Genomic DNA, 18,430 nt, shown 5'->3' on the forward strand with positions numbered 1-18,430 from the left:
CAATCGGGCCGGAGCGGAACGCCCGGAGCCGTTGACACGTCCTTCTTGAGGATGAACAAAACGATCAGGCGTGCGTCGGTCTTCTGTCTGCTTCTGGTGTTGGCCCTGCTGGTCCGCGTCACCTGGGTGCAGGCATACCAAGGCCAGGCCCTCGCAGACGACAAGAACAACCGACGGAACCTCATCGGGCAGTACGAGAACCCGTTGGGCAACATCATCGTGGGCGGGGAGGCGATCACCGGCTCCGTGAAGACGGGCGGCAAGGACTTCGGGTACAAGCGCACGTACACCGACGGTCCGCTCTACGCGCCGATCACCGGGTTCAGCTCCCAGGCGTTCGGCACGTCGATGTTGGAGGGTGTCTACAAGAACATCCTCAACGGCTCCGACAACCGCCTCAAGACGGTGATGGACACGCTCACGAACAAGCGGGCCGCCCCGGGCAACGTCCTGACCACCATCGACAAGGGTGTCCAGAAGGCCGCCTACGACGCGCTCCAGGGCAAGCAGGGCTCCGCCGTGGCCATCGACCCGGCGACCGGCGAGATCCTCGCCGTCGTGAACAATCCGTCGTTCGACCCCGGCCGCATCGCCGGAGCCAACGACACGAAGGCCTGGGCGGAACTGTCCGCCGAGAACGGCAAGGCCATGGAGAACAGCGCGCTGCGCAAGCCGCAGGCGCCCGGTTCCACCTTCAAGCTGGTCACCCTCGCGGCGGCCATCGAGAACGGCCTGGTCACGAGCATCGACCAGAACGCGTCCGTCCCGGGCAACTACACGATTCCCGGCACCACGACCAAGCTCAAGAGCGAGGTCCCGGACGAGATGTGCAACAACGTCTCGTCGCGCACCGCCCTGAGGCTGTCCTGCAACAACGTGTTCGCGGAGTTCGCGCACAAGCTGGGTCAGGACAAGATGCTGAAGATGGCCGAGAAGCTCGGCTTCAACGCGCAGATCGACACCCCGGTGCGGACGAACCCGCCGAGCAAGTACCCCTCGAAGAAGATGTCGGTCGACCAGGTCGCACAGACGGGTATCGGCCAATTCGACGTGCAGGCCACCCCGCTCCAGATGGCGATGGTGACCGCCGCGATCGAGAACGGCGGCAAGCTCGTCGGCCCGCACATGGTCTCCGAGGTCACGGACGCCAACGGCAACGTGCTGGAGAGCCTGAAGGACCCGAAGACCGACGAGGTCATGAGCGCCAAGACGGCGTCCATGCTCCAGGACGCCATGCGGACGGTCGCCACCGAGGGCGGCGGCAGGCCCGCCCAGGTCGCGGGCGCCGAGGTGGGCGGCAAGACCGGTACAGCGCAGCGCGGCGTGAACAACAGCCAGTCGCCGCTCGCCTGGTTCACCTCGTACGGGAAGGCGGGGGACCGGCAGATCGCCGTGGCGGTCGTCATCGAGAACTCGGACACGGACCGTTCCGAGATCGGCGGCGGCCGGCTCGCCGCGCCGATCGCGCAGAAGATGATGTCGACGTGGCTGAAGAAGTAGCCGCCTCGAACGCGTAGCCGACGCGCCGGGAACCGACACGGTTCCCGGCGCGTTTCCCTTCCCATGATCCGGACCGCGCTCCCCGCCGATCTCGACGCCATCGCCGCCCTCCACACCCGGGCCCGCTCCACCTACTACCGAGGTCGGGTCCCCGAGGCGGTCCACGGCGGGGACGAGGGGTTCGCGCGGACCCGCGAGGGCTGGTCCCGGGCCGGCGCCGAGGGCGGGGTGTTCTGCGCGGAGCGGGACGGGGTGCTCACGGGGGTCGCCGCGTTCCGCACCGCCGAGGGGCAGGCCACGCTCACCCAGCTGCACGTCGACCCCGACCACTGGCGGCAGGGCACCGGGGCGGCCCTGCACGCCGCCTGCCTGGACGTCTGGCGTCGGGCGGGCGTCGATCGGGTACGACTGGAGGTCTTCGAGCACAACCTGCGCGCCCAGGCCTTCTACGCCTCGCACGGTTGGCGCCCGGATCCCGCCGCCGACCGCTCCGGGTCCCACCTCACGCTCTGGCTGCGGGTCGCCGACGGCGCGGAGCCCCGGTCGAAGGCGGCCGGCGCACGGCCGTTGTCCGGGGAATGAGACGACTCCCAGGTTGGTTGAACCGGAAACCGCCGTGCCGCGAAGGGCGCGGCGCCCGTCGGCCGCGTCCCCCCACGAGGAGACCGGCCGGGTTCCCGAACACGGAGAGAAGAAGGAACATGCGCGTCGAGATCTGGAGCGACATCGCCTGCCCGTGGTGCTACATCGGCAAGGCCCGTTTCACGAAGGGGCTGGCCGAGTTCGCGCACCGCGACGAGGTGGAGATCGTCTTCCGGTCCTTCGAGCTCGACCCCGGCGGAGCCAAGGGCGTCGTGGCGCCCGTCGTGGAGATGCTGGCCAGGAAGTACGGCCGCACCCTCGACGAGGCGCGCGGCATGGAGGAGCACGTCGCGGCGAGCGCACGCGCGGAGGGGCTCACCTACCGGGTCGAGGGGCGTGACCACGGCAACACCTTCGACATCCACCGCCTGCTGCACCTGGCCGCCGCCCGAGGCCGCCAGGAAGAGCTCCTCGACCTCGCCTACCGCGCCAACTTCGCCGAGGAGCGCAGCGTCTTCGACCCCGAGGTGCTCCTCGCGCTGGCCGTGGAGGCCGGACTGGACGAGGCGGAGGCCCGTACGGTCCTCGCCGACTCCTCCGCCTACGCCGAGGCGGTACGGGCCGACGAGCGCGAGGCCGCCGAGCTGGGGGCCAACGCCGTCCCGTTCTTCGTCTTCGACCGTCGCTACGGAATCTCCGGCGGCCAGCCGGCCGAGGTGTTCACCCAGGCGCTGGAGCAGGCCTGGGCCGGCCGCGAGACCCTCGCACCCGTCGCCGCGGCCTCCGACGCGGAGGTCTGCGAACCCGACGGGGCCTGCGCCGTACCGAAGGCGTGAGCCCACCCACCTGAGGGGAACCTCGGGTGGGTGTCCGGAACCCGGTGATGGACTGGGGGGCGTTTGCCGCTCACAGTGGGTCCATGGACCTTCCCCTTGCCGAGGCCGTCCGGGCCGAGTTCGCGCACACCACCACCTACCTGAACACCGCGACCTGTTGCGTCCTCCCGCGTTCCGCGGTCGCGGAGGTACGGGCCCTGGCCGAGGCGGCCGGGGCCGGACTCCCCGCCGGATCCGGCGACTTCGACCGGGTGAACCGGGCACGGGACTCCTTCGCACGGCTGGTGGGGGTCCCGTCCGACCGGGTCGCCGTCGGCTCGACCGTGGCCGGCCACGTCGGTCTCGTCTCGGCCTCGCTCCCGGCCGGCGCCGAAGTGCTGTGCCCCGAGGGCGACTTCGCCTCGGTGATCAACCCGTTCGTGGTGCGCGCGGACCTCAAGGTCCGCTTCGCCCCGCTGGGGGCGATGGCCGAGGCCGTCGGCCCGGACACCGCGCTGGTCGCGCTGAGCGCCGTGCAGTCCTCCGACGGCCGCACGGCCGACCTCGCGGCGGTGCGCGCCGCCGCGGCCGCGCACGGCGCGCGGGTCCTGGTGGACGCCACCCAGGCCGCGGGATGGATGCCTTTCGACGCGTCGCCGTACGCCTACACGGTCACCGCCGGCTTCAAGTGGCTGCTCGGCTCGCGCGGGGTCTCGTACCTGACCGTCTCGCGGGAGGCCCAGGAGGGCCTCACCCCCCTGCACGCGGGCTGGGCCGCCGCCGGAGCGCCGGCGGACGCCACCTACGGGCCGATGTCCCGACCGGCCGACGGGGCGCGACGCTTCGACGAGTCCCCGGCCTTCCTCGCCTACCACGCCGCCGCGCCCTCGTTGGCGCTGCTGGAGCGGATCGGCCTCGCCGCCGTCCACGCCCACGACACCGCGCTGGCCTCCCGCTACCGGGCCGGCCTCGCCCGCATCGGCCACGAGCCCGTGCCGGGCGGCGCGCCCATCGTGTCCGTCCCGGGCCTGGCCGACCGGCAGCCCGCACTCCAGTCGGCCGGCATCGCCGTGGCGGCCCGCGCCGGTTCGCTGCGGGCCTCGTTCCACCTGTACAACACCGAGGCCGACGTCGACAGACTGCTGGACGTGCTCGCCGGCTGAAACCCACCGCGCCGCCGAACCGCCGCACCGAACCCGACCAGCCGCCGCACGTCCGGGTCCCGGTCCCCCTCGGGGGTCCGGGACCCGCGCCGTCACCAGGCCGCGGTCGCCGCCGCCACCGCCTCGGCCGGGTCGGCGGACAGTGCCGCGGCCAGGGCCGTCAACGAGCCCCGGACGACGGCCAGATCGGCCGCCGCACCGTAGTGGTTGACCCGGAGCATCTCCTCGGCCGGCGCCCCGCCGCCCGCCGCGAGCGGGACCGACGGGTCCACCGACAGCGCCTTGGCCACCACCGCCGACGCCCCGCGAACCCGCAGGGTGGTCGCCACCGGCGCGGCCTCCGCGGCCACCGTGACGTACGGGGCCACACCCAGGGCCGCCGCGCCGGCGCGGGTGGCTCGCGCCGCCGCCGCGTGCCGGGCCTCGACCGCGGTCAGGCCCTCGGCCGAGATCCGCTCCAGGCAGGCCTCCAGCGCGAGCATCTCCAACTGCGCCGGCGCGTGCGGCAGCGCCGTGCGACCGCCGTCGATCCAGCGTTCCTTCCAGTCCAGCAGCGACAGGTAGGAGCGGCGGGGCGCGGCAGGGTTCTCCGCGAACCGGGCCCACGCCCGCTCCGACACCGACACCATCGAGACGCCGGCCGGACCGCCCATCGCCTTCTGCGCGCCGATCACGCACAGGTCCACGCCCCACGCGTCCGGGAGCAGGGGCTCCGCGCCCACCGACGCCACCGCGTCCAGCATGAACAGCGCGCCGTGGGCCCGTACGACCTCACCGATCGCCGCGATCGGGTTGGTGTTCCCGGTGGCCGCCTCGGCGTGCACCAGCGAGACGAAGTCGATCTCCGGGTGCGCCTCCAGCGCCTCGGCGACCTGCGCGGCGGTCACCGCGGTGTCGTACGGCACGGCCAGGTCCACCACGGTTGCCCCGCCGTCGCGCAGCCAGTTGCCGAAGGTGGTCCCGTACGGCCCGGTCACGATGTTCAGCGCCGTCGAACCCGGCCTGGCCCCCGAGCGGATGCAGCCCTCCAGCGGCAGCAGCGCCTCGCCCTGGGTGATCACCACGTCCTGCCGGGTGTCGAGGAGTTCCGCGACCCCCCGCTCGATCGACGCGAAGCGCGCCGCGGTGAGCGGCGGAAGGTCCAGCAGGGGGTGGTTCACGGCGGTGCTCTCCTCGTCCGGGGTTACCGGTCGAGCCTACCGAGCACCCGCGTAGGGTGCCGACATGAGCGATGTGAGCGGTCCGGGCGATGTGCTGCACGTGAGGGGACGGGTCCTCGTGGGGCCCGACGACGTACGCGACGAACTGTGGGTCGTCGGCGGCCGGATCTCGTACGAGCGCCCGCGCGGCGCCCGCGACGTCACCGAGGTCTCCGGCTGGGCGCTGCCGGGCCTGGTCGACGCGCACTGCCACGTGGGGCTCGACGCGCACGGGCCCGTGGACGCCGCCACGGCCGAGGTGCAGGCACTCGCCGACCGGGACGCCGGAACCCTCCTGATCCGCGACGCCGGATCCCCCTCCGACACCCGCTGGATCGACGACCGCGAGGACCTCCCGAAGATCATCCGGGCGGGCAGGCACATCGCCCGCACCCGCCGCTACATCCGCAACTACGCCCACGAGATCGAGCCGGCCGACCTCGTCGAGTACGTCGGCCGCGAGGCGCTGCGCGGCGACGGCTGGGTGAAGCTCGTCGGCGACTGGATCGACCGCGACGCCGGTGACCTGACGGCCTGTTGGCCGCGCGCCGAGGTCGAGGCGGCCATCGCGGAGGCCCACCGCCTCGGCGCCCGGGTCACCGCGCACTGTTTCGCGGAGGACTCGTTGCGCGATCTGGTCGAGGCGGGCATCGACTGCGTCGAGCACGCCACGGGCCTGACCGAGGACACCATCCCGCTGTTCGCGGAACGCGGGGTGGCGATCGTGCCGACCCTCGTGAACATCGCGACGTTCCCGAAGCTGGCGGCGGGCGGTGACGCCAAGTTCCCGCGCTGGTCCGCGCACATGCGCCGGCTCCACGAGCGCCGCTACGACACCGTCCGGGCCGCCTACGACGCCGGCGTCCCGGTGTACGTGGGCACCGACGCGGGGGGCTCCCTGCCGCACGGCCTGGTCGCCGCCGAGGTGGCGGAGCTGGTGAAGGCCGGAATCCCGCCGCTGGAGGCCCTGTCGGCGACCGCCTGGGCGGCGCGGGAGTGGCTCGGCAGGCCCGGTCTGGTCGAGGGGGCGCCGGCGGACCTCGTGGTCTACGCGTCCGACCCACGCGCCGACGTACGGGCGTTGGCGCAGCCACTGCGGGTCGTGGTCGACGGGAAGGTCCGCGCCTGAGCCCTGCCCCGTGGAGCGCGGTTGACCGGGCGTGACATCGCGGGCCCGGCCGTCGTTAGGAGTGCCTGATCGGGGCATCGGGACGCCGGCGGAGGGAAACTTCCGTTCCTCCGGAGTCCTTCTGGGCCCTCCTGAGGCGTAAAGAATCGAAAGCGTGCGTGAAAACCACCCGTTGGGGTGAACTCACGCCAGGTTGCCGCCCGTTCACCCACAGTGCGTAAAGATTCCGAGGGTCGAGGCCGTCGGCGCGCGCAATGTCCCCCATTGGCGGCGCGACGGCACCCATCTCCCCGGGGGTTCCACCATCTTGAACAGCAACACCTTCCGCATGCCCGCGGCCGCCCTGCTCGCGACGGGGGCGGTGGCCCTGCTCACCGCGCCGCCCGCCTTCGCCACGGGCGGCGGCGCCGGGAGCGAAGGCAGGGCCGGAGCCGTCGTCCTGCGGGCCGGACTGGACGTGGGCCTGCTCAACAAGAGCGTGCACGTCCCGCTGAAGACCACGCTCAACGAGGTCAGCGCCCCGGCCGCCGCCGAGAAGACCGTGCTCTCCGTGGCCCTCGACGGGGTCGACGAGGGCAAGCCGGTGAGCGTGCTGCGGGCCGAGGTCGCCACCTCCAAGGCGACCGCCGACAAGAAGCGCGCCGAGGCCGAGGTCAACCTGGCCAAGGCCAAGGTCCACGTCCCCGGTCTGCCGCTGCTCTCCCTCATCCAGGTCGAGAAGGTCACCTCCAAGGCGGTGTGCGAGGCCGGCAAGAAGCCGGTGGCGAGCGCGAACGTCCTGGGCAACGTCACCGTCCTCGGCAAGAAGGTCACCCTCACCGCGGGCGGCCCCACCAAGGTGGAGGTGCCGAAGGTCGGGCTGGTGAGCCTGGAGCTGTCCGGTACGGAGACCACCTCCACCACGGCCGCCGCCGCCGCGCTCCGGCTGAAGGTGTCGGTGAACCCGCTGGACCTGAACGTCGCACAGGTCGAGGGCGACATCGTGTTGGCGGAGGCGCGCTGCGAGTCCCCGTCCGGTCCGGGTCCGGGGCCGAGCGCCTCCGCCCCCGCCCGGCCCGACGTCAAGCCGCAGGCCGCCACCGGCTCCAACGTCACCGTCTCCGAGCCCGCCGCCACCCCCGCCGGCGCGAGCAACCTCGCCGAGACCGGGGCGGCTTCGGTGACCCCCTGGGTGGCCGGCGGGGCACTGCTCCTGCTCGGCATCGGGGCGGGCGCGCTCGTCGTGACCCGGCGCGGCCGGGCGACCCCGTAGCGGCAAGCGCCGGCGGGCGACGGCGGACGGCCGCGGCCGGGCTCAGCGGGTGGCGTGCTCCAGTCCCTGGGCATGCGCGCCGCGCGAGGCCACGGCCGCGGTGATCTGCCGGTCGACGGCGGCGTACCGGCTCTTGTCGGCCGCGGACAGGGTGTCGTCGCCGGCGGCGCAGGAGGTGCAGACGACTCGGAACGGCGGGGTCATGTCCGAGTACTGCGTCAGGTACTCGGCCTTCACCACCTCCCAGCGCCCCGGCCGGCCCTTCGCCGGCGAGAAGGTGAAGCGGGGGATCGAGGACATGTTGCCGCGCGCCTTCTCGGCCTCGTAGAAGCTGGCCACCTGGTCGCCCATGCCGAAGACCACCCAGGTGCCGTTGATCTTCTCGTAGGGCTGCGGGACGTGGTTGTGCGTGCCGAGGATCAGATCGATGTCGGGGAGGCCGTCGGCGCCGCGCGACGCGGTCAGGGCCTGCGCCAGCTCCCGCTGCTGCTGGTCGGGCGCCGTCTGCCATTCCGTGCCCCAGTGGACGCTCAGGACGACGACGTTCGCGCCCGCCGCCCGCGCCGCGCGGGCGTCGGCGATGATCCGCGCCTTGTCGATCAGGTTGACGGACCAGGGCTTGCCGGCCGGGATCGGGATGCCGTTCGTCCCGTACGTGTAGTCCAACTGGGCGATCTGCGCGCCGCCCGCCCGCACGAGCGCGGGGGCCTTCGCCTCGTCGGCGCTGCGGCCCGATCCGACGTGCTTGATGCCGACCCGGTCGAGGTGGTCGAGGGTGCGGACGAGACCGTCGTAGCCGTCGTCGAGCGTGTGGTTGGAGCCGGTCGAGCAACTGTCGTACCCGGCGTCCTTGAGGCCGTCGGCCAACTCGTGGGGCGCCTTGAAGGCGGGGTAGCCCGTGTAGGGGCCGCCGGGGCGCCCGTAGGGTATCTCGTGGTGGCATATCGCCAGGTCGGCGGCGGATATCAGGGGCTTGACCCCCGCGAGGATCTTCTGGAAGTCGTGGGCCCGGCCGGTGCCCTCGGCGTCGTCGGCCGCCCGCTGGATGATCGACGGGTACGGGATGATGTCGCCGGTCGCCACCAGGGTGAACGGCGTCCCGGCCGGCGCCGGCGCCGCACCGGTGGGCTTCGCGCCCAGCCGCTGCTCCGTGGCCGGCTTCGCCCCGCCGCCCCCGCCCCTCAGGTGCGGCACGGCGTAGACCGCGCCGCCCACGACTGCCAACGCGGCCGCAGCGGCGCCCATCTTGGCGACTGCCCTCATTCTCGAACCCCCGGTTTCACGCACGACTGACGCTCTGATCCTCGCTCACCCCAAGCCCCCACGCCACGGCCGCCCTGCCCCCCGGCCGCGGCCCCGGTCCGGCCGCCGTGCTCAGCTCAGTCCGTGCTCAGCCCGTGGTCCGCGTCGTCAGGGCGAGCGCGTGGTCAGGGCGAGCGCGTGGTCCAGGGCCTGGAGGAGACGGCCCGTCGTGGCGCGGTCCCGCACCGCCAGCCGCAGCCACGAGGGGTCCAGCCCGGGGAAGGTGTCACCCCGCCGCACCGCGAAGCCCAGCGCGCGCAGCCGGGTACGGATCTCCGCCGCCCCGGCCACCTTGATCAGGACGAACGGCCCCTCCGCCACCCCCGCCACCGTGACCTCGTCGAACTCCGCGAGCCCGGCCAGCAGATGGGCCCGGTCCACCGCGATCCGCCGCGCGGCCGCCTCGGCCTCGGCCAGTGCCGCCGGAGCCACACAGGCCTCCGCCGCCACCAGCGCCGGAGTGGACACCGGCCACAGCGGTTGCGCCGCCGCGAGCTTCGCGATCACCGAGGGCTCCGCCAGCACGTAGCCGATCCGCAGCCCCGCCAGCCCCCAGGTCTTGGTCAGGCTCCGCAGCACCACCAGTCCCGGCACGTCCATCCGCCCGGCCAGCGCCTCCCGTTCCCCCGGGACCGCGTCCATGAACGCCTCGTCGACCACCAGGGTCCGGCCCGGCCGGGCCAACTGCGCCAGGTCCGCCGCCGGGTGCAGGACCGACGTCGGGTTGGTCGGGTTCCCCACGATCACCAGGTCCGCGTCCTCGGGCACCTCGGCCGGGTCCAGCCGGAACCCGTCCTCCGCGCTCAGCACCACCCGTTCCACCCGGTGCCCGGCGTCCCGCAGGGCCGCCTCGGGCTCGGTGAACTGCGGATGCACCACCACGGGCCGTACGGCGCCCAGGGCCCGGGCGATCAGCACGAAGGCCTCCGCCGCGCCCGCCGTCAGCAGGACGCGCTCCACCGGCAGCCCGTGCCGGTCCGCGACGGCCGCGCGGGCCGCCCGGCCGTCCGGGTACGCGGCCAGGTCGCCGAGACAGTCGGCGATCCGCCGCCTGAGCCACTGCGGGGGCGTGTCCGTCCGTACGTTCACGGCCAGGTCCACCAGCGCCTCACCCGCGTCCAACACCTCGGCGTCCCCGTGGTGGCGCAGGTCGTGCGCCTGAGCGGTGGCCACGGCGCAGGTGGCGGCCATCGACCGGCGCTTGGGCACGAGGAGGTCCCCGCCCCCCGCGAGGGCGGCGGCCTCGGCCACCGAGGAGGTACCGGCCGCGTCGCGGACCGCGTCCGAGGGATGCGGCACCACGATGGCGGCCAGCCGCTCGGCGGAGTAGCCGACGAGCGGTACGCCGAAACGTTCCGCCGCCCCGGCGAGACCCGCCTCCGCCGTCTTCGACTCCACCGTGGCCAGCGCCGTCACCGACCCGGTGGCCAGCCCCGCGCCGCGCAGCGTCTCCTCGACCAGGGCGCAGACCTCCGCCACGGAGACCCCCGCGCGTCCGCCCACCCCCACCACCAGCGGCGTCACGTACTCACCCACGGGGTCCTCCCTCCGTCGTCACTCTCGACATCACATTCGTCAACACGCTGATGCCCGCCACCCGCGAGCGGAAGTGCGCCGGCCGCCCGCGCCCGGTATCCAGGGGCGCATGGCGGTGATCGTGGCGTTGGGCGCGTTCCTGATGACGCTGGCGGGCGGATGGACGGCGCAACGCGTCACGGACCGCCGCCACCTCGTGCTGGGCCTGGCCGGCGGGCTGATGCTCGGAGTCGTGGGCCTGGACCTGCTCCCGGAGGCGATGCACGCGGCCGGCCGGGAGGTCTTCGGCGTCCCGCTCGCCCTGCTGCTCTTCGTCACCGGCTTCCTCGTCGCGCACGTGGTGGAACGCCTGCTGGCCGTGCGGCAGCACGCGCACGGCGCCGCGGACGGGGACGGCGCCGGCGGCGAGCACGGCGGCCGGGTCCCCGAGGTCGGTCTCACCGCCGCCGCCGCGATGGTCGGCCACAGCCTCGCCGACGGAGTGGCCCTGGGCGCGGCCTTCCAGGTCGGCGGCGGCATGGGCGTGGCCGTGGCGCTGGCCGTCATCACCCACGACTTCGCCGACGGATTCAACACGTACACCCTGACCCGGCTCTACGGGAACGACCGCCGCAAGGCGCTGATGATGCTGTTCGCCGACGCGGTCGCGCCCGTCGTGGGCGCCGCGTCCACTCTGCTGTTCACCCTTCCGGAGGAACCGCTCGGAGCGTACCTGGGCTTCTTCGGCGGTGCCTTGCTGTACCTGGCCGCCGCCGAGATCCTCCCCGAGGCGCACCACAAGCACCCCGCCCTGTCCACGCTGATGTGCACGGTGGGCGGGGTGGCCGGGATCTGGCTCGTGGTCGGCCTCGCGGACTGAGACCACCGGCGCGCGGACCGAGGTCACCGGGCCGGCGCCGCGGCTTCCGCGAAGCGCCGGGCGGACCCGGCGAACCGCCGTGCGACGGCCGGGGCCGCCGCCCAGTGCGTGTGCAGATAGCTGGCGTGCACCCCGTCCCGCACGAACCCCTCGACGCGACGCTCGGGATGCGTGAACCCCCACGCGGGCGAGGCACCGGCGCCCGGCTCGATCACCGTGCGGTGGAACTCGTGCCCGCGCAACCTGGTCCCCGCCACGGCGAGCGAGCTGTCGGACACCGCCACCGCCTCGCGGTAGCCCAACGTCAGCCGCTCCGACATCCGGGCCCGCGCGTTCAGCACCCCGCACATCGGCTTGCCGTCCAACGACGCCCCGAGGTACAGCAGCCCGGCGCACTCCGCCGCCACCGGTCCGCCGGCCGCGGCGAAGGCGGCGACGGCCCCGCGCAGCGGCTCGTTGGCGGACAGCTCGGGCGCGTACACCTCGGGGAACCCGCCGCCGATCACCAGCCCGGCGGTCCCGTCGGGCAGCCGTTCGTCCCGCAGCGGATCGAAGGTGACGACGTCCGCCCCTGCGGCGGTGAGCAACTCCGCGTGCTCGGCGTACGAGAACGTGAACGCGGCCCCGCCCGCCACGGCGACCAGCGGCCGGCCGCCCCGCCCGGCCTCCGCGAGGCCGTCCGAGAGCGCCCCGCCCACCGCCGGGCCCGACGCCGACGCGATCGCCGCGCCGGCGTCCCACGCCTCGCCGTCCAGCGGCGGCGCGGTCCGGGCCAGGGCCATCAGCGCGTCCAGGTCACAGCCCGCCCGGACCTGGTCGGCGAGCGCCCCCACCGAGGACACCGCGTCGGCCCGGCGCTCGGCCACCGGTACCAGCCCCAGGTGCCGCGAGGGCGCCGCAACCTGCGGAGCGCGCCGCAGGACACCCAGAACCGGCATCCCGGCCTCCTCCAGGGCCTCCCGGAGCATGACCTCGTGCCGGTCTGAGCCGACCTTGTTGAGGATCACGCCCCCGAGCCGCACCTGCGGGTCGAACGAGGCGAAGCCGTGCACCAGCGCCGCCACCGACCGCGACTGCGAGGAGGCGTCCACGACCAGGACCACCGGCGCCCGCAGCAGCTTGGCGACCTGCGCCGTCGAGGCCAGCTCGCCGCGCCCCGCAGCCCCGTCGTACAGGCCCATCACGCCCTCGATCAGGGCCAGGTCGCACCCGGCCGCCCCGTGCGCGAAGAGCGGGGCGACCAGCTCCGGCCCGCACATGAAGGCGTCCAGGTTCCGCCCCGGCCGGCCGGTGGCCAGCGCGTGGTAACCCGGGTCGATGTAGTCGGGCCCGGCCTTGTGTGGGGACACGGCGAGGCCGCGTTCCGAGAAGGCCGCCATCAGGCCCGTCGCGACGGTGGTCTTGCCGCTGCCGGAGGACGGCGCGGCGATCACCAGGCGCGGTATGGGGAGCGATGTCACCACTCGATGCCCTTCTGGCCCTTCTGGCCGGCGTCCATGGGGTGCTTGACCTTGGTCATCTCGGTGACCAGGTCCGCGAACTCCACCAGCCTCTCCGGCGCGTTGCGACCCGTGATCACCACGTGCTGGGTGCCGGGACGGTTGCGCAGCACCTCGATCACCTCGTCCACGTCGATCCAGCCCCAGTGCATCGGGTACGCGAACTCGTCGAGCACGTACAGCCGGTGCGTCTCGGCGGCCAGATCGCGCTTGACCTGCTCCCAGCCTTCCTTGGCCGCCTGCTCGTTGTCGAGCTGCGCGTCACGCTGGACCCACGACCAGCCCTCGCCCATCTTGTGCCAGACGACGGAACCGCCCTCGCCCGAGGCGCCGAGCACCTTCAGCGCGTTCTCCTCGCCGACCTTCCACTTCGCCGACTTGACGAACTGGAACACCCCGATCGGCCAGCCCTGGTTCCAGGCGCGCAGCGCCAACCCGAAGGCCGCCGTCGACTTGCCCTTGCCGGGGCCTGTGTGGACGAAGACGAGGGGGCGGTTGCGACGCTGGCGCGTCGTGAGTCCGTCGTCCGGAACGACGGACGGCTGTCCCTGCGGCATTACGCGGCCCTCCTGTTGCCGGCGCCCTGCGGCGACCGGGCGGATTCCACCGATGTACGAACGTTCTTCACGAGCCCCGCCAGGCTGTCGGCCCGCAGCCCGTCGAGGCTGACCGCGGGCCCGCCCAGATCGGCGGCCAACACCCCGGCCAGGCCCAGCCGGACCGGCCCGCTCTCGCAGTCGACGACGACCGAGGTGACGCCCTCGGCGGCCAACAGCCGCGCCCCGCGCCCGGCCAACTCCCGCGCGTCGCCGCCCAGACCGCCGGCCGACGTGGCCCGCCCGTCGGTGACGACCACCAGCAGCGGCCGCCGCGAAGGGTCCCGCAGCCGCTCGATCCGCAGCACCTCGCGCGCCTTCAACAGACCGGCGGCCAGCGGTGTGCGGCCCCCGGTCGGCAGCTGCTCCAGCCGCGCGGCGGCCGCGTCCACCGAGGACGTCGGCGGCAACGCCAGCTCGGCGCCCGCACCCCGGAAGGTGATCAGACCGACCTTGTCCCGGCGCTGGTAGGCGTCCAGCAGCAGCGACAGCACGGCGCCCTTGACCGCGCTCATGCGCTGCCGGGCGGCCATCGAACCCGACGCGTCCACGACGAAGAGCACCAGGTTGCCCTCACGGCCCTCCCGGGTGGCCTGCCGCAGGTCGTCCTTGCGGACCACCAGCCCGCGCCCGCTGCGCCCGCGCGCCTTCTGGTGCGGGGCGGCGGCGTGCACGGTCGCGGCCAGGTGCAGCTTCGTCAGCTGCCCCCGGGGGCGCCGGGAGCCGGTGGTCCGGCCGTGCGCCGTCCGGGCACGGGAGCGGCGGCCGGCCGCGCCCTCGCCGAGCCCGGGCACGCTCAACATCTTGGTGCGGAACGGCTCGGAGGCCCGTACGGCGGCCTGCTCCGGGGCGCCGCCCCGCGGGGCCGGGGACCGCGGGTCCTCGGTGGACTCCGGCGCGTCGGGAGCCTCCCCGGCGTCAGGGGTCCCCCCGGTGTCGGGGGTCCCCGGCGCCTCGGGGGAGTCCGGTGCCTGGGGCTCCTCGTCCTGCGGCGCGCCGCCGCCGTCCGGCCCGCCGTCGTCCGGGCCCTCGTCGCCGGGGCCGCGGTCGTCCGGGCCCTCGGGTTCCGGTTCGGGTTCCGGTTCGTCGTCGGGGAACTCGTCCAGGATCCGGTCCAGCTTGTCCTCGTCGAGGCCGGGCGCGTCGAACGGGGCCCGGCGGCGGCGGTGGGGGAGCGCCAGCAGCGCGGCCTGCCGCACGTCCTCCTTGACCACGTCGGTCCGCCCGGCCCAGGCGGCCAGGGCCGTCGCCGTACGGGCCATCACGATGTCGGCGCGCATGCCGTCGACCTCGAAACCGGCGCAGGTGGCGGCGATCTGCAACAACGAGGTGTCACCGAGCACGACCCGCGGCAGCAGGGCCCGCGCGGCCACCACACGGGCGCGCACGTCGTGCTCGTCACCGGCCCAGCGGCTCGCGAACCCGGCGGGGTCGTCCTCGTACGCCAGCCGGCGGCGCACCACCTCGACGCGCTGCGCCGGCTCGCGCGACGCGGCGACCTCGACGGTCAGCCCGAACCGGTCCAGGAGCTGCGGGCGCAGCTCGCCCTCCTCCGGGTTCATCGTCCCGACGAGCAGGAACCGGGCCGCGTGCCGTACGGAGACGCCCTCGCGCTCGACGTACGAGGCGCCCATCGCGGCGGCGTCGAGCAGCACGTCCACCAGGTGGTCGTGGAGCAGGTTCACCTCGTCGACGTACAGGATCCCCCGGTGCGCGTCGGCCAACAGGCCGGGCTCGAAGGCCTTCACCCCCTCGGACAGGGCGCGTTCGATGTCGAGGGAGCCGACCAGACGGTCCTCGGAGGCGCCGACGGGCAGCTCGACCATCCGGGCCGGGCGCTCCCCGCCGGGACCCGCCTCGTGGGGTCCGTCGGGGCAGTCGGGGTCGGGCGCGGCGGGCGCGCACGAGAACCGGCAGCCGGGCACGACGTCCACCCGCGGCAGCAGCGCGGAGAGCGCGCGCACGGCGGTGGACTTCGCGGTCCCCTTCTCGCCGCGCACGAGCACGCCGCCGACCGCCGGGCTCACGGCGTTGAGGAGCAGGGCCAACCGCAGGTCGTCCTGCCCGACCACGGCCGAGAACGGAAAGTGGGCGCTGCTCATGAGACGGTCACTCCTTCGAGTGGCTTGCGATGGACATCGGTGCCGCCGGATCGGCGGCCCCTCGGATGTGCGGCCGGACCGGAGCCCGCGCCCCTCACGGGGCGCCCGGCGGCAGGAAGGGGAGGCCCGTCGGGGCCCCGCCCTCGATCAGCCGCATCAGCGCGTCGGTGTCGGCGTGTTCCTCGATCAGGTCGCCCAGCAGGTCGAGCTGTTCCTCGCGCAGCGCGCCGAACGAGGTGTCCGGCGCCGGGACGAAACGCCGCCCGGCCGCGGCCGCGACCTCCCGCAGGAACGCCCGGCGGAAGCCGTCCGACTCCAGCGAGCCGTGCCAGTGCGTTCCCCACACCTCGCCGACCCGGCAGCCGTCCAGGAAGGGGGTCCCGCCCAGCACCTCGGCCACGCCGTGGTGGATCTCGTACCCCGAGACCTCCTCGCCCAGCGCGGAGCCCACGGGCCGCGCCAGGGTCTTCTCCCGCGCGAAACGGACCCGTACCGGCAGCAGGCCGAGACCGTCGACGGCGCCCGCCCGGGACTCCACCTCGTCCTCGATGTGCTCGCCGAGCACCTGGAACCCGCCGCAGATCCCCAGGACCGGCCGCCCCTCGGCCGCCCGCGCGGCCAGCGCGTCGGCGAGACCGCGCTCCCGCAGCCACGCCAACGCCTTCACCGTGCCGCGGGTGCCCGGTACGACGACCAGGTCGGCGTCGACCAACTCCTCGGCCCGGTCCACGAACCGGACCACCACCCCCGGCTCCGCCGCGAGCGCGTCGACGTCCGTGAAGTTCGACATCAGCGGGACCGCGCAGACCGCGACGCGCAGCACGTCCGCGCCCACCGGCGGGGCCACCGCGGACTCGCGCACAGAGCCCCGCAGCGAGACCCGCAGGCCGTCCTCCTCGTCGATGCCCAGCCCGTGCCGGAACGGCAGCACGCCGTACGTTGCCCGACCGGTCAGCCCGCGCAGCATCTCCATGCCCGGCTCCAACAACGACACGTCGCCGCGGAACTTGTTCACCAGGTAGCCCGCGATCAGCGACTGGTCCTCGGGCGACAGCAGCGCCGTGGTCCCGAAGAACGACGCGAAGACCCCGCCCCGGTCGATGTCCCCGACCACGACCACGGGGAAGCGCGCGGCCCGCGCGATGCCCATGTTCACGATGTCGGTCCGGCGCAGGTTGATCTCGGCCGGACTGCCCGCCCCCTCGCAGATCACGGCGTCATACGTGCCCCGGAGCTGCTCCAGACAGTCCGTGACGACCCCGAGGAGCCGTTCCCGACCGCCCCCGTGCAGCTCCTTCCCGGTCGACGACCCGCCGGGCTCCCCGAAGAACCCGCGCGCGCTCATCTCGCCCACCGGCCTGCCCAGCAGCACCACCTGGCTGCTCTGGTCGCCGCCGGGCTTGAGCAGCACCGGGTTCATCAGCGCCGTCGGCTCCACGCGGGCGGCCTGGGCCTGCATGGCCTGGGCCCGCCCGATCTCGGCGCCCTCCCGCGTGACGAAGGAGTTCAACGACATGTTCTGGGCCTTGAACGGCGCGACCTTGACGCCCCGGCGGGTCAGCCAGCGACAGATGCCCGCCGTGACCACGCTCTTGCCCGCGTCCGAGGTCGTCCCGGCGACCAACAGACCGCCGCCCCGCCTGGTAGCCGTCACGCGCTTCCCTTCCCGAACCGACGCGACACCGCACACCGCAGTGCCACACACGTGGCCAGCGCCACCCACGTCACCCGACGCGACAGCCGTACGGCGCGTTCGATGTCCGCGACCTCCACCGGCCGGCCCGCGGCGCCGTTCAACACGGCCCGGTGCTCGACCCGCCCCCCGTACGCGAGGGTGCCGCCCAGCCGAACGCCCAGCGCGCCGGCGAAGGAGGCCTCCACCGGGCCCGCGTTCGGGCTCGGGTGCGCGGCGGCGTCGGCGCGCCAGGCCCGCACGGCTCCCCGCCGGTCGGGGCCGGCCAGTACCGCGGCCAGCGCCGTCAACCGGGCCCCCGGCCAGCCGGCCAGGTCGTCGAGCCGGGCGGAGGCCCAGCCGTAGCGCAGGTGGCGGGGCGACCTGTGGCCCACCATCGCGTCCAACGTGTTCACGGCGCGGAAGGCCAGCAGGCCGGGCACGCCGGCGACGGCGCCCCAGACCAGGGCCCCGACCACCGCGTCGGAGGTGTTCTCGGCGACGGACTCCACGACCGCGCGGGCCATCTGCTGATCGTCCAGGGCCTGCGGATCGCGCCCGCACAGGTGCGGCAGTCGGTCGCGGGCCACCTCGGTGTCCCCGGCGGAGAGCGCCCCGCCGATGGCACGGGCCTCCCGTCCGAGGGAGGTGCCGCCGACAACGGCCCAGGTCGCGACGGCGGTGAGGGCGACACGGGCGGCCGCGGGCCGGGAGCGCACGGCCCGTGAGCCCAGCGCGCCGAGCGCGGCCGCGCCCCCCACGCACACCAGGGCGTGCACGACGCCGCGGGCGCGGTCGTCGCGCCACAGGGCGCGTTCGACGGAGGCGGCGGCTCTTCCGAAGGCGGCCACGGGGTGCCCGCGGCGCGGATCCCCGAGGATCCGGTCGCCGATCAGGCCCGCCGTGACGCCGTACGCGAAAACGCGATCGGCACGCATGGTGGCAGGTATGTCCTCACTCAGGGTCCGCGCCCTGGTTCGACGTGTACGGCGGCGAGAGTTCCTGGCTCCCGGGGCGCACGGGCGGTGTGCGCTCCCCGGTGACAGTGGCGGGACCGCGCCGGATTCGCACCGGACTTCCTCTCCATGCCGCCGTATTGGCTCGGGCAGTCCACCACGGCCCAGGAACGCCCGTCAACTTGCTGTTGACCTGCGGTGAGTGTGGGGCGACGGCATGCGAAAGCTCCCCCCGGGACGGACCCGGAGGGAGCTTTCGGACGTGCGA

General features: G+C 74.2%; 15 protein-coding genes and 1 riboswitch. Of the genes, 7 read left to right on the forward strand and 8 right to left on the reverse strand.

Annotated features, from left to right (window positions below):
- Window positions 1–51: 51 nt before the first annotated feature.
- From OTB19_RS04255 to OTB19_RS04270, 4 genes are all read left to right on the forward strand, one after another.
- Window positions 52–1,500, forward strand: coding sequence for a peptidoglycan D,D-transpeptidase FtsI family protein (locus OTB19_RS04255; RefSeq protein WP_267796564.1), 1,449 nt, complete (start codon window positions 52–54; stop codon window positions 1,498–1,500).
- Window positions 1,501–1,563: 63 nt separating this feature from the next.
- Window positions 1,564–2,082 carry a GNAT family N-acetyltransferase gene (locus OTB19_RS04260; RefSeq protein ID WP_267796565.1) on the forward strand — a complete coding sequence of 173 codons (519 nt, stop codon included), beginning with the start codon at window positions 1,564–1,566 and terminating at the stop codon, window positions 2,080–2,082.
- 119 nt (window positions 2,083–2,201) lie between these two features.
- On the forward strand, window positions 2,202–2,918 hold the full coding sequence (locus OTB19_RS04265; protein WP_267796566.1) for a DsbA family oxidoreductase: 717 nt from the start codon (window positions 2,202–2,204) through the stop codon (window positions 2,916–2,918).
- Between the two features lie 83 nt (window positions 2,919–3,001).
- Entirely contained in the window at window positions 3,002–4,060 is a 1,059-nt protein-coding gene (locus OTB19_RS04270) for an aminotransferase class V-fold PLP-dependent enzyme (protein WP_267796567.1), read from the forward strand.
- A gap of 92 nt (window positions 4,061–4,152) precedes the next feature.
- Here OTB19_RS04270 and OTB19_RS04275 read toward each other — a convergent pair whose 3' ends face one another.
- Entirely contained in the window at window positions 4,153–5,220 is a 1,068-nt protein-coding gene (locus tag OTB19_RS04275; RefSeq protein ID WP_267796568.1) for a pyridoxal-phosphate-dependent aminotransferase family protein, read from the reverse strand.
- A gap of 64 nt (window positions 5,221–5,284) precedes the next feature.
- Here OTB19_RS04275 and OTB19_RS04280 point away from each other — a divergent pair, with 64 nt between their 5' ends.
- Together OTB19_RS04280 and OTB19_RS04285 are read left to right on the forward strand one after the other, a co-directional pair.
- A complete protein-coding gene (locus tag OTB19_RS04280; RefSeq protein WP_267796569.1) occupies window positions 5,285–6,388 on the forward strand; it encodes an amidohydrolase family protein in 1,104 nt (367 codons plus the stop codon).
- A 307-nt stretch (window positions 6,389–6,695) separates the two neighbouring features.
- Window positions 6,696–7,640, forward strand: coding sequence for an SCO1860 family LAETG-anchored protein (locus OTB19_RS04285; RefSeq protein ID WP_267796570.1), 945 nt, complete (start codon window positions 6,696–6,698; stop codon window positions 7,638–7,640).
- A gap of 42 nt (window positions 7,641–7,682) precedes the next feature.
- On the opposite strand, the gene OTB19_RS04290 is transcribed toward OTB19_RS04285, so the two are convergent.
- Together OTB19_RS04290 and cobC are read right to left on the reverse strand one after the other, a co-directional pair.
- Window positions 7,683–8,903, reverse strand: a complete 1,221-nt coding sequence (locus tag OTB19_RS04290; RefSeq protein WP_267796571.1) for a CapA family protein — start codon at window positions 8,901–8,903, stop codon at window positions 7,683–7,685.
- A 147-nt stretch (window positions 8,904–9,050) separates the two neighbouring features.
- Window positions 9,051–10,478 (reverse strand): Rv2231c family pyridoxal phosphate-dependent protein CobC, encoded by a 1,428-nt coding sequence (gene cobC / locus OTB19_RS04295; RefSeq protein WP_267796572.1) that lies wholly within the window; start codon window positions 10,476–10,478, stop codon window positions 9,051–9,053.
- A 109-nt stretch (window positions 10,479–10,587) separates the two neighbouring features.
- Between cobC and OTB19_RS04300 the strand changes: the two genes are divergently transcribed.
- Window positions 10,588–11,337, forward strand: a complete 750-nt coding sequence (locus OTB19_RS04300) for a ZIP family metal transporter (protein ID WP_267796573.1) — start codon at window positions 10,588–10,590, stop codon at window positions 11,335–11,337.
- A 23-nt stretch (window positions 11,338–11,360) separates the two neighbouring features.
- On the opposite strand, the gene OTB19_RS04305 is transcribed toward OTB19_RS04300, so the two are convergent.
- From OTB19_RS04305 to OTB19_RS04325, 5 genes are all read right to left on the reverse strand, one after another.
- Window positions 11,361–12,800: a cobyrinate a,c-diamide synthase gene (locus tag OTB19_RS04305; RefSeq protein WP_267796574.1), complete on the reverse strand. Its 1,440-nt coding sequence runs from the start codon at window positions 12,798–12,800 to the stop codon at window positions 11,361–11,363.
- The gene (cobO, locus tag OTB19_RS04310) at window positions 12,794–13,393 is read right to left on the reverse strand and encodes a cob(I)yrinic acid a,c-diamide adenosyltransferase (protein ID WP_267796575.1); all 600 of its coding nucleotides are present in this window, start codon (window positions 13,391–13,393) and stop codon (window positions 12,794–12,796) included. The genes OTB19_RS04305 and cobO overlap by 7 nt, the downstream gene beginning before the upstream one ends.
- Entirely contained in the window at window positions 13,393–15,534 is a 2,142-nt protein-coding gene (locus OTB19_RS04315) for a putative cobaltochelatase (protein ID WP_267796576.1), read from the reverse strand. The genes cobO and OTB19_RS04315 overlap by 1 nt, the downstream gene beginning before the upstream one ends.
- A 94-nt stretch (window positions 15,535–15,628) precedes the next feature.
- Window positions 15,629–17,188, reverse strand: a complete 1,560-nt coding sequence (locus OTB19_RS04320; protein ID WP_267796577.1) for a cobyric acid synthase — start codon at window positions 17,186–17,188, stop codon at window positions 15,629–15,631.
- On the reverse strand, window positions 17,185–18,144 hold the full coding sequence (locus tag OTB19_RS04325) for a cobalamin biosynthesis protein (RefSeq protein WP_267796578.1): 960 nt from the start codon (window positions 18,142–18,144) through the stop codon (window positions 17,185–17,187). The genes OTB19_RS04320 and OTB19_RS04325 overlap by 4 nt, the downstream gene beginning before the upstream one ends.
- A 58-nt stretch (window positions 18,145–18,202) precedes the next feature.
- A riboswitch (cobalamin riboswitch) is annotated at window positions 18,203–18,289 on the reverse strand.
- Between the last annotated feature and the right edge of the window lie 141 nt (window positions 18,290–18,430).

Origin of the sequence: Streptomyces sp. H27-H5 (genome assembly GCF_026627505.1) — a bacterium.
In the GTDB taxonomy this organism is placed as follows: Bacteria; Actinomycetota; Actinomycetes; order Streptomycetales; family Streptomycetaceae; genus Streptomyces.

What these genes read in the sequence shown, in the direction of transcription:
- OTB19_RS04290 (WP_267796571.1), bottom strand. Translation starts at nt 8,903, where the DNA reads ATGAGGGCAGTCGCCAAGATGGGCGCCGCTGCGGCCGCGTTGGCAGTC.
- OTB19_RS04300 (WP_267796573.1), top strand. Translation starts at nt 10,588, where the DNA reads ATGGCGGTGATCGTGGCGTTGGGCGCGTTCCTGATGACGCTGGCGGGC.
- OTB19_RS04260 (WP_267796565.1), top strand. Translation starts at nt 1,564, where the DNA reads ATGATCCGGACCGCGCTCCCCGCCGATCTCGACGCCATCGCCGCCCTC.
- OTB19_RS04270 (WP_267796567.1), top strand. Translation starts at nt 3,002, where the DNA reads ATGGACCTTCCCCTTGCCGAGGCCGTCCGGGCCGAGTTCGCGCACACC.
- OTB19_RS04315 (WP_267796576.1), bottom strand. Translation starts at nt 15,534, where the DNA reads ATGAGCAGCGCCCACTTTCCGTTCTCGGCCGTGGTCGGGCAGGACGAC.
- OTB19_RS04280 (WP_267796569.1), top strand. Translation starts at nt 5,285, where the DNA reads ATGAGCGATGTGAGCGGTCCGGGCGATGTGCTGCACGTGAGGGGACGG.
- cobO (WP_267796575.1), bottom strand. Translation starts at nt 13,393, where the DNA reads ATGCCGCAGGGACAGCCGTCCGTCGTTCCGGACGACGGACTCACGACG.
- OTB19_RS04325 (WP_267796578.1), bottom strand. Translation starts at nt 18,144, where the DNA reads ATGCGTGCCGATCGCGTTTTCGCGTACGGCGTCACGGCGGGCCTGATC.
- OTB19_RS04255 (WP_267796564.1), top strand. Translation starts at nt 52, where the DNA reads ATGAACAAAACGATCAGGCGTGCGTCGGTCTTCTGTCTGCTTCTGGTG.
- OTB19_RS04265 (WP_267796566.1), top strand. Translation starts at nt 2,202, where the DNA reads ATGCGCGTCGAGATCTGGAGCGACATCGCCTGCCCGTGGTGCTACATC.